Source organism: Deltaproteobacteria bacterium, from assembly GCA_009692615.1.
GTDB lineage: Bacteria > Desulfobacterota > Binatia > UBA9968 > UBA9968 > DP-20.
The window spans coordinates 1-16833 of sequence record SHYW01000118.1 but is presented as its reverse complement, the minus strand read 5'-3'; the positions used below and the strand labels follow the sequence as shown (position 1 = coordinate 16833).

General features: G+C 57.0%; 15 protein-coding genes. All 15 read right to left on the bottom strand.

All coding sequences use genetic code 11. The features are described 5' to 3' along the window. Window positions 1-342: 342 nt before the first annotated feature. Entirely contained in the window at window positions 343-1338 is a 996-nt protein-coding gene (locus tag EXR70_21405) for an ABC transporter substrate-binding protein (GenBank protein ID MSP41056.1), read from the bottom strand. A gap of 81 nt (window positions 1339-1419) precedes the next feature. Further along, on the bottom strand, window positions 1420-2034 hold the full coding sequence (locus EXR70_21400; protein MSP41055.1) for a thiamine pyrophosphate-binding protein: 615 nt from the start codon (window positions 2032-2034) through the stop codon (window positions 1420-1422). Further along, window positions 2031-2531 carry a hypothetical protein gene (locus EXR70_21395; protein ID MSP41054.1) on the bottom strand — a complete coding sequence of 167 codons (501 nt, stop codon included), beginning with the start codon at window positions 2529-2531 and terminating at the stop codon, window positions 2031-2033. The genes EXR70_21400 and EXR70_21395 overlap by 4 nt, the downstream gene beginning before the upstream one ends. A gap of 198 nt (window positions 2532-2729) precedes the next feature. Further along, window positions 2730-3800, bottom strand: a complete 1071-nt coding sequence (locus tag EXR70_21390; GenBank protein MSP41053.1) for a hypothetical protein — start codon at window positions 3798-3800, stop codon at window positions 2730-2732. 6 nt (window positions 3801-3806) lie between these two features. Then, window positions 3807-4793, bottom strand: coding sequence for an ABC transporter substrate-binding protein (locus EXR70_21385; protein ID MSP41052.1), 987 nt, complete (start codon window positions 4791-4793; stop codon window positions 3807-3809). A gap of 49 nt (window positions 4794-4842) precedes the next feature. Next, window positions 4843-5793 (bottom strand): ABC transporter substrate-binding protein, encoded by a 951-nt coding sequence (locus tag EXR70_21380; protein MSP41051.1) that lies wholly within the window; start codon window positions 5791-5793, stop codon window positions 4843-4845. 7 nt (window positions 5794-5800) lie between these two features. Continuing rightward, window positions 5801-8095: a xanthine dehydrogenase family protein molybdopterin-binding subunit gene (locus EXR70_21375; GenBank protein ID MSP41050.1), complete on the bottom strand. Its 2295-nt coding sequence runs from the start codon at window positions 8093-8095 to the stop codon at window positions 5801-5803. Between the two features lie 72 nt (window positions 8096-8167). Next, window positions 8168-8632, bottom strand: coding sequence for a (2Fe-2S)-binding protein (locus tag EXR70_21370; GenBank protein MSP41049.1), 465 nt, complete (start codon window positions 8630-8632; stop codon window positions 8168-8170). Next, a complete protein-coding gene (locus EXR70_21365; GenBank protein ID MSP41048.1) occupies window positions 8619-9503 on the bottom strand; it encodes a xanthine dehydrogenase family protein subunit M in 885 nt (294 codons plus the stop codon). The genes EXR70_21370 and EXR70_21365 overlap by 14 nt, the downstream gene beginning before the upstream one ends. 20 nt (window positions 9504-9523) lie before the next feature. Next, window positions 9524-9973: a hypothetical protein gene (locus EXR70_21360; protein MSP41047.1), complete on the bottom strand. Its 450-nt coding sequence runs from the start codon at window positions 9971-9973 to the stop codon at window positions 9524-9526. A 13-nt stretch (window positions 9974-9986) separates the two neighbouring features. After that, window positions 9987-11327, bottom strand: a complete 1341-nt coding sequence (locus EXR70_21355; protein MSP41046.1) for a UbiD family decarboxylase — start codon at window positions 11325-11327, stop codon at window positions 9987-9989. Window positions 11328-11340: 13 nt separating this feature from the next. Beyond that, window positions 11341-12312, bottom strand: coding sequence for an ABC transporter substrate-binding protein (locus EXR70_21350; GenBank protein ID MSP41045.1), 972 nt, complete (start codon window positions 12310-12312; stop codon window positions 11341-11343). Further along, complete coding sequence (locus EXR70_21345; GenBank protein ID MSP41044.1) at window positions 12309-13343, bottom strand: ABC transporter substrate-binding protein; 1035 nt, start codon at window positions 13341-13343, stop codon at window positions 12309-12311. Before EXR70_21345 ends, EXR70_21350 begins: the two co-directional genes overlap by 4 nt. After that, window positions 13340-15634: a hypothetical protein gene (locus EXR70_21340; protein MSP41043.1), complete on the bottom strand. Its 2295-nt coding sequence runs from the start codon at window positions 15632-15634 to the stop codon at window positions 13340-13342. Before EXR70_21340 ends, EXR70_21345 begins: the two co-directional genes overlap by 4 nt. Before the next feature lie 61 nt (window positions 15635-15695). Next, window positions 15696-16637 carry a MurR/RpiR family transcriptional regulator gene (locus EXR70_21335; protein ID MSP41042.1) on the bottom strand — a complete coding sequence of 314 codons (942 nt, stop codon included), beginning with the start codon at window positions 16635-16637 and terminating at the stop codon, window positions 15696-15698. Window positions 16638-16833: the final 196 nt, after the last annotated feature.

Sequence of the window (16833 nt, the reverse complement as noted above, 5' to 3'; positions counted from 1 at the left end):
GCAAACGACTAAGGAGTTGGCAGGACGGCTTCATCGGGATGCGTCGATGATCAGCCGGCTGTACGGTTAGTATCAGGGGCATCGAGATAAACAGACGGAGGAGAAGCTCGCCGGCGTGTTGGCTAAATAGTCAATACTCAGGCCTGACCCCAGCTACGTGACTCCAGCTACGTTTTTTCTGCCGAGCGGGAAAATCGATCTGAAGCACTTGGCCGGCTCCTACGACGAAGCGCGCAAGCAGTTGAGCAACCCGCCACCAGTGCCACTCAACGCCCTGGTGGATTACTCACTTCTTGATGAAACCCAAGTTCGGTGCGGTAATCGAGCCGAACAACAACGGCTCTACTTCTTGCCGTAGAGCCGTTCCAGTAAGCCGCTCTTCGCCACCCGTTCCCAGGGACCGGCGTCAATCAGACTTTCGGGTGAAACTTTCTTGGCGCGTTCTTCGGGTAAAGAATCCAACACACCTTTGATACCGCTGATATCGGGATCGGGCCGCGATCGATAAGAATCCGCCACTTTTTGATAGACTTCGCGCGCCGACTTGGGTTCCACCCCGCGCGCTAGCAGAGCAGCGACGGCTTCGTCAGAGCGACTTTTATAGTGATAGATCCCCTCGACAAACGCTTCCATCACTTTACGCGCCGTATCCGGCCGTGATTTGAGAAAACCACCCAATGCCGTTACACCGAAACGGGCGTATGGAATATCCAAGTCGCCGAGATCGGCAAGTTGCACGCAACAGCCGGAAGCCGCAACTCTGCCAACATCGGTCGGGTTGATTAATCCTCCGTCAACCTGGCCGCTGAAAATTGCAGCGATACGGCTCGGAGTGTTGCCTACTTGTAAAATAGCCACGTCCTTTTGTGGATCGAGTTTCCAGTAACGCAGCACAAATTGTGTCACGATATCTGAAACGGAACCAAACCGGCTGATGGCGAGTCGCTTGCCTCTCAAATCTTCAGGCCGGCGTATTTCTTTGCGGACCATAATCGCGCCATCGAGCCGGTTAATGGTCACGCCGATGACTTTAAAATCGACGCCGGCCAGCGCCGCTTGAATCTGCGATGGCAGATCGGACGTGGTAAACTGAATGCTGCCGCCGAGAATCGCTTGATTCATCAACGACCCACTGCCGATATAAATGTTTTGCGAACTTAAACCATACTTCTCGAAGATGCGGCTCTTTTCCATGATCTTTAGAAAATCATGGGCGATACCGATACCGCTGTAGCCGATCTTGATTGACTCCAAACCTTTCGCTTGCCCCTGAACGAGCCGCGGCAACGCAGGCGCTAGGCAACAGACGAGTGCAGCTCCGAGAAATAACCCTTTCATACGTCGGTGTCCTCAAGATCGTTCATGTTCCAGGTTCGGGCTCCGGTTCTGACGTTGACCTTTGAACCTTGAACGTAAATCTTACTTCTCCGTGAACGGCGAGCGCGAGCGCAGCCGCAACACCGGCTTTTTTTCGGTCTCCTCGATGTAGGTGGCGAACTGATACTTGTTGAACTTAAAATCGATGGAGCCGTAGGGTGGGCGCTCGATACTGCCCATTTCGATCTTTGCATTGACGAACAAAAGCCCGCTTTGGTCGATCAACTGCACCCGCTGCTCGAACTCTTCAATCGTCGTCGCCGGAAAACTTCGTTCGATGCCGCAGCCTTTAGCGATCTGAACCAAATCGACGCCATGGGCAGTGGCGCTCGGCATGCCGCCGGGAGATTCGTAAGCCTGATTGTCAAAAACGAAAATTTTTAGATTGGCCGGTTTGCGGTAGCAAACGTCCGCCAGTGAGACCAAATTCAAAAGCAAATTGCCGTCACCGTCCAGGGCGATGACCCGGCGATGCGGCAAGGCCAGCGCCAGTCCCAGCGCCACCGGGGTGCACTGCCCAAGATTCATGTTGTAGAGGTTCGCGCGCGAGGGCCTAACCGTGAGCCACTCGTACATGGTGTTGCCCAAGTTGGTCACTACGAGATCGTCGTCGCGCGCTGCGGCCGCCAGAACTTTCAAACACTCGAAACGCTTCATCGTAATGTCTCCCCTCTGAATAAAATGCAGATCGGATTTTGCCACGCGAATGCGGAACTGACGGCATCCTGGATCGCGCCTTCGATCTTGGCAATCTCGCTCACGGTCACATAGGGAATCTGCAGATCGCGCAGAATCGGTTCGGTGGTAAACTGGTAGGTGCGCATCACCGGTTGGGCGTCGCCGATATCGCCGCGATAAGGGATGAGTAACAGCAGCGGTATATTCCAGAGATTATGCAGGCTCGCCAGCGGCCACGCGGCAACCAGGAAACCGGAGGTCGGAATCATCAGGGCCGGGGACTTGCCGCCGAAAAACGCGCCCGCACAGACGCCGACGCCGACGCTTTCGTTGCTAACCGGAACGTAAGTAAAGCTTTCGTCCTCGGCGATCCGTTTTTGTACCCGATCGAATCCATGGTCTGGCAAGATCGCCACCAGATCGACCCCGGCGGCTTTGAGCCCTCGCACGATCGCTTCGCTCGCTTCACCCTTCATGATCGAACCTCCCCCCGAAAATCGGGAAATTGCAGAATCGTCCTTTGCCGCGCATAAGAGCGCTCACCGCCAAGACACGAAGAACACCCTTGAGCGGGTTTCGCATCCACGCTTACTCCGAACCTTGGGGATCTTCGCGACTTCATGATGAAAATTTCCATTCTCCCCTGCCTGCTGGTTTGTCGAGCGCGTCCTCGGCTACTTCATCACATCCGCAAGTTTCGCCGCGACCGCCGGCTCGAGCTTGAACAGATCGGCAACGATACGATCGATTTCGCTGCTGGGCACGGCTTCGATGACGAGGTTGGCCTTCTTGGCATCGGCGAGAAACTCGGTATCTGTTAGAGTTTGCGTAAACGCTGCGCGTAGAATTTTCGACCGCTCGCGGGGCACGCCCGGCGGCAGCGTGTAGGGCCGAAAGCTTAGACCGCGGTCGTGAATGCCGACTTGAATCAATTTGCGCCCCTCGGCGCTTTTTGCGAAATCCGCGGCGAGCGGCAAATCGCTCAGTTCCGGGTGCGATCGAGGCGCGATCTGCACCACGACTTTGACATCTCCGGCGTCAAGCGCCCTGCGCCAAGTGGCTTTGACCGAATTCCAATCCATGCACACGCCATCCACTTCGCCGCTCTCCACCGCCAAACGAATCGGCGCGGTGCCCTTGTATCCAGCCACCACTTGAATCGGTAGACCAAGCGCGAATTCGAGAATCTTGGGAATCTCATAGGTAAAATCGCCTGGGCCGATGCCGCCGATTTTCACGGGGCTTTTCGCCGACAACCACTGCTGCAAGCTATTGATGCCGGTGCGCTTGCTCAACGTGCAGGAGCTAAAGTCACGCGCCGGCGCGCCCAGGTACTCGAATTTACGCGCGTCAAACTCGACGCCGGGCCGGCCCATCACTTGGGCCAGGAACAAAGTACCGGCGAAATTACCCATGGTGAGGCCATCCGGCTTGGCGACCCGATACAGATAGTTTGCCGAAATCATTTGCGCCGCGCCCGGCATATTCTCCACCACGATGGTCGGATTACCCGGAATGTGTTTCGTCATGTGCCGGGCAATCGTGCGCGAGTAGGTGTCGAATCCGCCGCCGGGGTCTGAACCGACGATCAAGCGAATATTTTTCCCTTGGTAAAACGTTTCTTGCGCCGCTGCGCTCCGCGCCACCGCACAAATGGCGACGCCTATGGCAATCGCCAGAATGAAATTTCGCCGCGTCATGTTTATCCGTCTCCCGTTTTCGCTAAAGTTAGAGGCAACCGTCATTGAATCTCACCGCTTCAGCTCCGCGTGCACTTCTTGGAGCAAACTGAAATCGAAAACCTTGCTGAGCGGAATCTCTTCCTTGATTCCTACCCGCTGTCTTTCCAGGGCTACGCTGTTCTGCAGCCCCTTTAACGTCGGGCTGCCGTCCTCGCTGAACGAGTCGAGCGCCATGTCGTAGGACTTTTCCGCTACGTCGCGGTCGAGCGCCAGCCAACTCATTGCCACGCGCACCGACTCCTCGCGATTTTTTCGCATGAAGAGGATGGCTTTCACCAAGGCGCGCACCGTGCGCTTGGCTTGATCGCGTTTTTCTTTCAAGAATTGGTCCGTCACCCCGATACCGGGAGTAGACAATTCAAGATAGCTGCCGCCATGGCCGAGAACTTTAAAGCCGCTGTTGCGCGCAATGATCACATGGGGGATCAAAACCACAGTGGCGTCGACGATGCCGCGCTTTAACGCTTCAAGCCGCACCGGACTGTCGCCGAGGCCAACCACCTGCACTTCTTTCTTGTCGGGATCGATGCCATGGGCCTTTAACAGCGCCCAGAGCGTCAACTGCTCCGAGGCACCAAATGAATTGATCGCCAAGGTTTTGCCGCGCAGTTCTTCGACGGTATTAAAATTAGCCTTTGCGACGAGATAATGCATCGGCTTATTGACGAAGGACAAGACTCCTTTCAATGGCTGCCCGCGGGCGGCGCTCCTAACGATGGAGTCGGTTGGCGCGCCGAACTGAATATCGCCGCTGGCCATCGCGGTGACGGTGATACCCGCGCGCATCTGGATGAGCTCGGCGTCCAATCGCTCCTGCTGAAACAAGCCTTGGGTCTGAGCCAGCCGCAACGGCAGCACAGTAATGCCCCGGCTTGGATAGGCAATCCGGATCGGCTCGTTCTTGCCGGTGCTTTGCGCCCGGGCGCGCGAAGGCATGCATGCCGCGGCGAGAGCTGCACTGAGGAAAATGAAAATCATCCGAATACCCAGACTCATCTTCAACCTCCATGGGGCCGCCACCGATGGCCGCCCAGCGCTATGACTTTTAGAAGCGCAATTGCTTGACGATGGAAAAGTCCGCCACCATGTCGGGATCGAGGGGTTTATCGGTTAAGCCTCGGTCCACGGCGCTGTCGATGACCAGTTGGATTTTATCGCGCTCGACGATGCCGCTGGGATTCAAAGACGGGATGAGCCGGCGGTAAAATTCGTCGGCCACTTTCTCGTCGAGATTGAAAAACTTGCCGAGCCAGCCGGTGACGTCTTTTTTATTTTGCGGCTCGATAATCGCCCTGGTCGTGCGCAACACCGCGCGGACGAATCGCTCTGCCTCCGCTGGGCTGCGGCGGAGCTTGGCCTGAGCCGCGCTGATGCCGCCCCACGGCAACCGGTAGTCGCTGCCGACATCCTGCAAAATGCGCAATCCGTCGCTTGCCGCTTTGATATCTTCCGGCGAACTTAAAAGCACGGCGTCAATGGCTCCCTGTTTCACCGCCACGATGCGCACTGAGTTAGAGCCTCCGGCGAGAATAGTCACGTCTTCCTTCGGTCTGAGCCCATGAGTTTTAAGTAGGTAGAGCGCCGCGCCGTAAGTGGCGCCGCCGAAGGAGCTCACTGAAAGTTTTTTTCCGCGCAATTCGGCGACGCTGTTGATTCCTTTGCGCACCACCAAACCAAGCAAGGGATGGCGGTTGGTGATGGCGATCACGCGCAACGGCATACCTTTGAGCGTGGCCTCGATGGATGACGTGCTCAACGTCGAATAATCCAAGTCGCCCGCAGACAGCGCCGCCAGCGCCGCCTCGGTTTTGATTATGATCATTTTGACGTCGAAACCTTCGGCTTCGAAAAACTTTCGATCCCGCGCATAGAACGCCACTACGTTGGTGACGCTGATGTTGCTCGAACCGACACGAATTTCTTTGAGCGATTGTGCCGCAACAAAAGAGGGGAAAAGTAAGATCGGAAACCACGCGAAAACAGCTGGAGTTTTCATCGCACTCTCACCTTCTTGAGACGTTTCGTTTCTCCGCTTCGCGCGCCTGCAAGGCGCGAAAAACTTTCTCCGCCGTAATCGGCAGATCTTTGATGCGCACGCCGACAGCGTCGTAAACCGCGTTGGCGATGGCCGGTGCGACTTGGGATATCGCGCTTTCGCCGATTTCCTTGCTTTGAAACGGCGACGCGCCTTCGTGGCTGTGCACCAGCGTGGTTTTGAGCTGCGGAATATCTTGAATGTTGGGAATCTTGTATTCGCCAAGATTCGCCGTCGTCACGCGTCCCTCGTCCATGGCCAATTCTTCCATGAGCACGTAACCCACGCCTTGCATGATGCCGCCGTCGATCTGCCCCTGATGGCCCACCGGGTTGAGAATCGTCGCCACGTCATGGATTGTATCCAATTTGCGCAACTCCACCTGGCCGGTCGCCAGGTCGACGTGGACCTCGGCAACGCAGGCGGCAAAGACACCCTCGGGCGGCGTCTCGGTCTCAGAATGATAACTCTCGACTTCAAGTTTTAGATTTGCCTCGGCGGCAGCTTTGGCGAACTCCGCCAGCGAGAGAGAGCGGGCATTGGCCGGCGCAGCGCTTAAGCGGCCGTTCTTCAACGCCACTTGATCGCTCGTCACAGCCAACATTGCCGCCGCCCGTTCGCAGATCAATGATTTCAACTTCGCGGTGGCTTCCAACACCGCCTGGCCCAGCACGAAAGTCACCCGGCTTGCGCCGGTACCCGACTCCGAGCGAAATGCGTCGGTGGTGCCGACTTCGAGCCCGACTTGGCTCAAAGGCACATCGAGAACTTCCGCCACCATCTGGCAAAGAATCGTGTGCGCGCCTGTGCCCGTGTCAGCGTAGGTGGTCAAGATCGAAATCTTGCCATCGGGATTAAGCCGCATGCGGGCATTGGCATCGCCGAGCCCCACATGGCGATAGGACAGCGCCATGCCGCGTCCAACCTGAGCCGGCAGATTCTTTTTTTTCCAATTCGTCGTCTTCGCTGCCGTCTCCAGAACTTGCTTGCACTTGACGTCGACCATGCCTTTGACGTCCGGCGTCGGAAAGCCATCCGTCAATGCGTTGCGCAGCCGCAGCTCGAGCGGATCGATTTTCATCGCCGCAGCGATCATGTCGATCTGCGACTCGCTGGCAAACGCCAACTGCGCCAACCCCGGCGAACGGAAATGGCCGCAGGGCACGCTGTTGGTGTAGATCGCATAGGAGTCGATGCGCACGTTAGGAATAGCGTAAGCGCCGGCGGCTTTGACGGCGCCGGGCAAATTGACCGTCGGAATCGGTTTCATCGCTCCATAGGCGCCGCCGTTCCAGTAGACCTGGATTTGCCGCGCCGTGATCCGGCCATCTTTTTTGCACCCGGTCTTGATCACTATCTGCGCGGCGTGGCGCGGGTTCGCCGCGGTTAACTCTTCGGTATAGCTCATGACCATGCGCACCGGGCGGCTCAGTCGTCGCGCCAGGAAGTAGCACAACGGTAGATCCATCAGCGCACCCTTGCCGCCGAAGTCCCCACCGATAGTGGAAACGTGGATGACGATCTTTTCCGCCGGCACACCGATGGCATCGGCGAGACTATTCTTGGTGTTGTAAGGAACTTTATTACTCACCCAAACGTGAATGGTGCCGGTATCGCGGTCGATGAAAACGACACTGGAGTGAGGCTCCAGATAGGATTGATGCACATGCTGGGTAGCAAACCGATCTTCGAAAATCTGATCCGCCTCGCGAAAGCCGCGCCCGATGTCACCCATCAGCCACTCTTCGTGGGAATAAGTATTTTTCGGCGGCGTGCCGATCTTGGGTAGGCCTTGATAATCCGCCATGTGTTCGTGCAACTCCGGTGCGCCTTCGGCGATCGCCGCCAAGGGATCGAACACCGGCGTCAAGGGCTCGTACTCGACTTCGATCAGTTGCGCGCCCTCCTCGGCGACATCGCGCTCCAGGGCGGCCACCACGGCGATTTTTTCGCCGATGAAACGCACACGATCATTGGCGAGCATCGGCATGTCGCGTAACCGGCGCCCGGTTAGCACGTCGGGAATGTCCGCCGCTGTAAGCACGGCCAAAACTCCGCCATGCGCCTTGGCCCGTTCGGTATTCACCCGCTTAATCCGCGCGTGCGGATAAGGACTGCGCAAAACTTTCCCCCAAACCGTGCCGGGCAGGATGTGATCGGCGGTGTAAAGCGTTTTTCCTGAAACTTTCTTTTCGCCTTCGATGCGCGGCGCCGATTTACCAATGGAGGAATAGTTCGGCCGTTTCGTTTTCATGCTTGCCATATTTGCGTGACCCTATCGCTCAGAGGCCCATGTCATTCGAAGTTCAACACCCAACGTTAAATCTTGAAGGCGCTATTTGGCGCCCTGCGCGCACGCCTGTATCGCCTCGAAGATGCCGGTGTAACCGGTGCAACGGCACAGGTTGCCGTCCAGGCCGTTTTTCACATCATCCAAAGTCGGCTTAGGATTGCGCCGCAACAGCGCGGTGGCGGCCATCAACATGCCAGGCGTGCAATAGCCGCATTGCAGCGCACCGTGTTTCAGAAACAATCGCTGCAAGTTGTTCAACTCACCGTCCTGGGCGAGCCCCTCAACCGTGGTGATCGCTTTCCCTTCGCAGCGCGCGGCCAGAACCACACAACTGTGGACCGCCACTCCATCGAGCATGACCGTACAGGCGCCGCAGTGGCTGGTCTCGCAGCCACGCTTGGTGCCGGTAAGCCCGAGCCCTTCTCGAAGTGTATCCAAAAGCAATGCGGTCTCGGCCGCCTCGATCTCGTTCGCCTCGCCGTTGACATCGAGTTTAAGCTTTGCCATGTCCGTTCCTTTCCGCTTGCTGCATCGCCGCGGCGATTGCCCGTCGAACCAAGACCTTGACCATTTTGCGCCGATACTCCGCCGACGCGTGCGGGTCGCCCATCGGGTCCGCTGCCTCAGCGGCGAATTCCACCGCCGCGCGGATCGACTCGCTACTCAATACCGTGCCATTGAGCGCGTTTTCAGATCGAGTCGCGCGAAACGGCATCGGCGCGACTCCGCCCAAACCGATGCGTACCTCACGCACGGCGCCGGACTTTTTGTCGTCCGGCACAACCACTACGGCTACGCCCGCGATGGCGAGATCTTCGGCGCTGATCGAGTGCTTGATGTATGCGCCGACGGCTCCGCCGGGCAGAGCCGGTATCTCCACCCGGCAAAGAATTTCATCCGGCGCGACTGCGGTTTCGAAATAACCTCGAAAAAACTCCGTCAACAGCACTTTCCTCACTCCGCCGCGGCGGCGCAGCTCCACGGAGGCGTTGAGCACCAGCAGCGCGGGCGGCAGATCGGCGCCGGGTTCGTTGTGACAGAGATTCCCGCCAATGGTGCCCAAATTTCTGATCGCCGTGGAGCCGACCTTGGACGCCGCCTGCGCCAAAATCGGCAAGCTTGATCGCACCTCCGCAGACGACAAGAGACCGTAAAAAGTCGTCATCGCGCCGATCGTAAAGCCTTCCGCCTGGAGCTGGTGCCCGCGCAACTCGCCGAGCGTTTCCAGGTCGAGCAGCACTTTCGGATCAATCAGCTTGTTACGCAGCATCACCAAGAGCGACTGTCCGCCGGCGATGGGTAACGCGTCTTTACCGTACTGCGCCCGGTGGCTCAAAGCCTCATCCACTGACTTCGGTCTAATTAATTTTCTTTCCATTGCTTTAACTCCCGCCGCGGTCACCCGTTGGTTTCGATGGCGCCTTTGACCTTCTCGCCAAACTCTTTAATCACGCTTTCCGCCTTTTTTTTGACAAATGGATAGCCCAACGTGCCGAGCCGTCCAAAAACATTGATGTCGGTCTCAAAATCAATCTGGGTATCGTTGCCCTTCGCGGTGAGCGCCAATGCCATGGTCTGGCGCAAGCCACCGGCTTTGAAGTCTTTCCCTTCCATGGCAATCTCGATGCGTTTGAACGGTTCCAACTTTTTCACCTCCGCCAGCAAATCGAAATGCACGGTGATCGGACCGACGTTGTCTTTTATGGTCAACTCATATTTTTCTCGCGCCTTGATGGTCTTGACGCTTTTGCAGCCGGGGATGCAGCTGGAAAGTTTTTCGATGTCCCAGAGAAACTCCCAGACCTTTTCCACCGGGCGTCCAATCAGTAAGTGGCCTTGAAACTTCATCTACCCTCCGAAGTTATTTCAAATCATCCAGCGATACTTTGTCCGCGCCCGGCACGGTGACGATTTCCGGAAAGCGCTGGCCGAAGGGCACCGTGGCGTCGATACCGAGACTGGAGCCGACGCGCAACTTGCGCACCGACGGGTCCATGGCCGTTGCCACCACCCGTGGAAACACAATTACGTCTTCATCCGCCTGGGTCCTAGTGGTGATCGCCCACCAAACTTTTTCCATGTCGAAAATATCAACGTCGTCGTCAACCACGATGGTGATCTTGTTGCGCCGCGTGCCGATCATCGCGGCGATCAGATTGCGTGCCTCACATTCGTAAGCCTGCTTCATGGCGATCACGCAGGTCATCCCCACCGTGCCCGCCGCGGGAAAATGCACCGCGGTGACGCCGGGAAATTCTTTTTTGAGCTGCCAATAGTAAGTAGCCTCCAAGGGCAGCTGCTTGAGAATATGATTCTCGGTGGTCGGCATGCCGGTGAGCGCCGCCTGGTAGATCGGATTTTTGCGGTGGGTAATCGCGCTCACTTCGATCACCGGTTTCGGATTGGACGGCGTGTAATAGCCCGACACTTCGCCAAACGGCCCTTCTTCCTCGCGAACGTTGGGTAGTACCATGCCCTCAATAATGATTTCCGCGGTCGCCGGCACTTCCAGATCCACCGTCTCGGCTTTCACCACTTCCACCGGCGCGCCGCGAAGCGCCCCCGCCAGCGCCAACTCATCGGTTCCATAAGGCGCCATCCATTGAGTCGCCAACGGTAGCACCGGATCGGTGCCGATGGCGATGGCGATCGGCAAGCCCTCACCGATCGACTCCGCTTCGATCAGTTGGCGCACCAAATGTTGCGCCATGATGCCCAAGCGATTGCGGCCTTTGAGCTGCAAGCGATAAATCGAAGTGTTTTTCCCGCCGGTTTTTGGGTCGCGGCTAATGCACAATCCGAGCGTGATGAACGGCGCGGGATCTCGTTCGGAAAAAATCGGCACCGGCAATTTTCCCAGGTCGACGTCTTTGCCCGTATAGACAACCTCTTTGCACGGCGCATTTGTAACCAACTTGGGCGCCAACAAATGATCCAATGCGTCTTGAAACTTATGGACGTAACCCTCGTGGGAAGTTTCCAAGGCGAGAAAAGCCCGCTCACGGGTCGCAAAAACGCCGCCCAAGACCGGCATAGCGAAATTTTTCACGTTCTCGAAAAGCAAGGCCGGCCCGCGTTGATCGCTGGTCTTGCGGATGTAGGAAGAGATTTCAAACTTCACATCCACCGGCTTCTTGGTTCTCAGCAACTCTCCTTTGCTCTCAAGGAAAGTTATGAACTCTCTTAAATCGTTAAACGGCATCAGTGGCCTCCGCTCATTTGATCCCCAACTCCTTGTTGACCTCGCGCTGGAGGCTAAAATCGAATACTTTCGCCGGCGCTACGGGTTGAGACAGCCCCAATGTTTTGGCGTCATCCTTCAACAGAACTTCCATCTCCTTGTCGCTCAGCACGCTGCTGGCCGTAAACCCAAACTTGGACATTTGATAGGTTTCCGTCGTGGTGGCGAGATCGAGCCGGGTGTATTTCGCCAGCGTTTCGCTGGTGCCTTTCTCGTTTTCATGAAAGTAACGGTACGCTTTGGTTCGCGCGCGCAGCATGCGCCGCACCAGATCTCGCTTTTCGACCAGAGCTCGGTCGCTAACCGCGAAACCTCCCTGGGTGCTGAAAAAATCCTTGGGCGGCTCGGCCAGGATATTTATCTTGAACTTATCACGCGCGACGATTATCGTCGGCGGCGAGAGCGCGGTGACCTGAATCGAACCGGCGATCAAGGCTTGCAACAATGCCGGCGCCCCGCCGATCACGACCGTCGACACATCTTTGGCGGGATCGATACCGCCCGCGGCTAGCAGCCGGCTTGCGACAAGATGCTGGCTGCCATTGCGCGACGTGATTCCAAGACTCGTGCCCTTGAGATCCGCGATCGATTTGAGTTCCGGCTTGCTCACCAACCAAAAGAGCGCGCGGTGACCGGTCACCGCCAGCACTTTGACCGGTAAGCCGCTCTGGCTCGCACGCGCGGCTAGTCCAACAGCGCCAAGCGCATCCACTTCGCCGGCATTCAATGCGGCAGTCGCGACGTTGGCGGCGACCTGAATAAGCTCAGGTTCGAGACCCTCTTCGCGAAAAAATCCACGATGCTCGGCGATGTAAAGATCGATGAACGCGATGCCGCGGCTCGACACGGCGATCTTGACCTTCTGCATTTGCGCCCACGCGCCTTGGGCGGCAGCCAAATAGATGAGAATCGACAATAGGGCAAGGATCATCGACATCTTTTTCATCGATAGAGCGCGTCGATAAAACCGCTCTGGTCAAGCCGCCGAATTATCGAATCGTCGATCATATCCTCCGGCTTTACGATTTTCGCTTTCGGAATCGTGCTTTCGACGGTACGCAAAACCGTTTCGACCGCCTCTTTCAACGGATAAGGCTTGCGCGGTTGGACGTCGAGAATAATGACTTGGTAACTATCTTCGACTTCATCTTGATCCCGCAGCTTCATGAACGCTTTGATCAACGGCAGACTTTCTTCTTTGTGGGTCTTGGCGTAGGCCACACCTTCTAAAAATCCTTTCACGAATTGTTCGACGATCGGGCGGTGGTCGCGCAGAAAGGCGCCGCTGGCAGCAATGCCGCTGCCCTGGAACTTGAGCCCCAACTTATAGGCATCAACCATAGAGACAAAACCGGCCTTGCGAGCGCGCACGGTATTGGGCGTAGTAAAAACCGACGCTTGAATCGCATTAGTTTTCAGCGCCGCGAGCCGGCTAGGGTTATCGCCGATCTGCACGATCGTCACATCACGATCCGCCAACCCCATGGACTTAAAGATATACCGGATGGAAAAATCACTGGCCGATCCGAATCGGCTGATGCCCGCCGTCTTGCCGCGTAGGTCTTCAGTTTTTTTAATCTCGGGAGTCACGAAGAGACTAAAATGCATGGTCGGATTGTTGGCCAAGAGCAGCGCGATGTCAGCCCCCTGGAGCTTAGCGACCACTCCTTCGGGCCCCGCGGTGACGGTCAACGGCAGATCGCCGCCGAGCATGGCTTGAATCACTTGAGAGCCGCCCTGAAAATAAATCAGCTCGACGTCGAGACCATTTTTCGCGAAGAACCCTTTTTTCTGCGCGATATAAGTCTGGCAAAACTCTCCGGTAGCGAGAATGCCAACTCGTAATTTAGTGAACTCCGCGCCGCGGGCGGTATCGACGCCTAGCGCCACAAGGACGAATAAAATCAAGCGAGTGAATGCCCACTTCATAAACCCACTCCAAAATTGTTTGTTTGCGACCTGCGCCGCAGAGTTCATTTCGCCGCCTGCTCTTCGATCGCGCTCAGAACTCTTTCCGGAAACAGCGGCAGATCTTTGATCCGGACTTTCAACGCGTCGTAAATTGCGTTGCCCACCGCTGGCGCAATGCCGACCACCGCCAACTCACCGATGCCCTTGGCGCCGAACGGTCCCTCGGGCAAAGGCACTTCCACCGCAATCGCGACGATCTCGGGAATTTCCTGCGACGAAGGCAGTTTATAATCCATAAACGATGGATTGATCACCCTGCCATCTTCAAACTGCAACCGCTCATGCAGCGCGTAACCAATGCCCATCACCACGCCGCCGGTGATCTGGCCGCGCACGCTGATCGGATTGAGCGTCGTGCCGACATCGTGGGCGGATGCGATTTTTCTTATTTTGACCATGCCCGTGTCTACATCGATTTCGACTTCGACCGCTTGCGCCGCGTATTTCCAACCGGGAACATACTCTTTGGCTTGCACTTTATGCGGCAGCGACGGGTAGTCGCCTTTGCCGCCGTACCAGCCCCGACCGAGAATCGGTTTCTCGCGGTTGTGGGCCGACTCCAAAACTTGCCGCAACGTCAACGACAACTCAGGCCGCTTCGCCGAGACAACCCGTTCATTCTCGACTGACAAATCGCTCACCGGAATTTCCGACAGCTTCGAAGCCATTTCGAGCAGTTGATTTTTTGCATCCTCAGCGGCCTTCTTCACCGCCATTCCCGTATAGAAAGTCACGCGGCTCGAAAAGGTACCGCGGTCGTACGGCGTCGCCCCGGTATCGGCGCAGATGATCCCCACCGATTCCACCGAGATGCCCAAAACCTCAGCGGCGATCTGCGACATCACGCCGCACATGCCCTGGCCCAATTCGGAGGCGCCAACCATCACCTGGGCGCTGCCGTCTTCATTGAACAAAACATGGGCGCCGGAAATGCTCGAGTGCGTCGTCGGCGATTTAGCAATGACGGCAAGTCCGCGTCCGACGTTTTTCGCTTTCGGTTTATCCCAGCCGATCTCCGCGGCGACTTTCACCAGACATTCCTCAAGGCCGATGCTCTGCACCGAATCGCCGATCGCATTGAGGTTCCCTTCGCGAAGTATATTTTTCATGCGCAGCTGAAACGGATCCATTCCCAAACGCGCCGCGATCATGTCCATCTGCGACTCGATCGCCCAAGCCCCCTCCGGCACCCCCAAGCCGCGCAGCTGCGTGCCGCGCATCTTGTGGGTGTAAACCAAAGTAGAGGTCACCCGGATGTCATAAATATTGTAGGGGCCGATGCCGTCTTTCATCGCCCGATTGCTCGGTGCCAAACCTTCGGCGTAGGCGCCGGTGTCCCACAGGAAATTAATATCGCGGGCAACGAGGGTGCCGTCTTTCATGACGCCGGTTCTGAGCTTGACCGACGCCGGCGTCGATCCCGCAGCGGCCGTGAATTCTTCGGTGCGCGTCATGACCATTTTCACGGGTTTGTGGCTCTTCATCGCTAAAGCGATGGCAACCGGTTCGAGGCGCGGCTCGATTTTACCGCCGAAACCACCGCCGACCTTGGTGCAGATGATGCGCATCTTGCTTTCCGGCACGCCGAACAGTCCCGCCATCACGGTGCGCAGCTCGAAAACTTCCTGCGAACAGGTCCAGACCGTTATCGTACCGCCGATAAGCGCGGCCGTCGTGGCGTGGGGCTCCATGTAGCAGTGGTGAATTTGGCTGGCGTGAAATTCGTCTTCGAAAACATGGTCTGCTCGCTTCAGCGCCGCTTCGACGTCACCACGCTCATTTGAGGCGCGATGAATGATGTTGGTGCCGAGAACGGGATACCAAGATGCCAAATAAACCGAGCGGGCCTTGAGATCGGCGAGATTATCGTGCACCAGCGGCGCGCCGGCGCGCATCGCTTCTTCGGCGCTGAAGACCGCCGGCATTTCGTCGTAGTCGACGTCAATCAAGGAGAGCGCTTCTTCCGCCGTATCCTCGTCGACCGCCGCCACCGCGGCCACCGGTTGGCCGACGTAGCGTACTTTCTCGATGGCGAAAATATGCTCGTCCTCGACGGCATAGCCGTAGCGGCGCGCCGGCACATCCTGGCTCGTGATCACAGCCTTCACGCCGGGATACTTTCTGGCTTTTTCGACATTGACCCGCAACAACCTTCCATGCGGTATCGGACTGCGGAGAATTTTACCCCACAGCATTCCCGGCATTTTGACGTCCGGCCCATAGATCGCCTGTCCCATGAGCATTTCCGGACCGTCTACCCGCTCCACTGGTTTTCCGATCACCCGATAGTTAGCCATGAATCCAGTTCCTCCCCATCTATCCTTTCCGTGCCGTGAAACCGGGCTGCGCAACCCAGTATCATTTTCGAACGGCCGGTATCCCACTAACGCTCGTCCCGCGTAGACTGGCAGCACGATAAACCCGAAACGCTCTGCTTCTTTTTGCGCGTTGATGTTTCGGAACGGCTTTCCCAGCTCTGCTCTCGGCGGCGGATACCGCTAATGCGTCGAGTAGCGCGACTTGGGCCACCCGGTGCGCCCCCGTCTGCCCGCGTAACAGCTCGGTCGGCGGAGAGATAATCAGAAGCGCGTCGGTACTTTTCGCGATCATGCTCTGTTCAAAGCTCGTGATCCCGACACAAAACGCTTTGCGCTCCTTGGCGCTGCGCAGCGCCTCGGCAACTTCCTTCTGATTTCCCGCATAGGTGACCGCGATAGCAACATCCTTAGCGCTGACTAATTTTGCCGCCGCCAGTTGCTGAATTGGATCGACGAATGCCAGGGTGCGAAAGCCTAACGTCAAGAATTTAAGCGCGGCCTCTTGGGCCACCTGCGCCGAACCACCCGCGCCGAAAAGGTAGAGCAACTCGCTTCGGGCAATGGCCGCCGCGACGCGTTCCAAGCTCGCATGATCGACCGAAGCGACGGTGTCGCGTAGCGCCGCGATGCAATCGGCAAACACGCGCTCCAGGACCGTTTCATCCGCGTCCGATTTCGTTGCACTACGCGCCGGCACAAGATTCGCCGCAAGCTGCAACGAAAGAATCTTTTTCATCTCGCTTAAGCCTCGGTAACCGACCCGCTGACAGAAGCGCACAATCGTTGCTTCGCTCGTGCCGCATTGATAACCGAGCTCGCGGGCGTCCAAATCAAGAAAGCCAGCCGGATTTTGCATGGCGAATTGGGCAACCCGTGCGTGATGCTCCGATAGCAGCGGCAATAGCGCGCGCAGATCCGTCAAACAAGCCGGCGTACAGGTTTTCAGCAGAGCCAATGACGTAGCAGTTACATTTCGGACCACGGTGCGTAACTACCACGGCAACCTTAAAACTGTCAACTGAGAATTGTCCGACTGTTGTAGCAAAGTGATTATGTCAGGGGTTAACGGCAACGTAATTATGTCAGGGTGGAAGGATGACAACCCTGACAATGAAAGACGAGAAACGACTAGACGTAATTCAACGAGTATATCGCAGCGAGATCACCGTGGTTGAGGC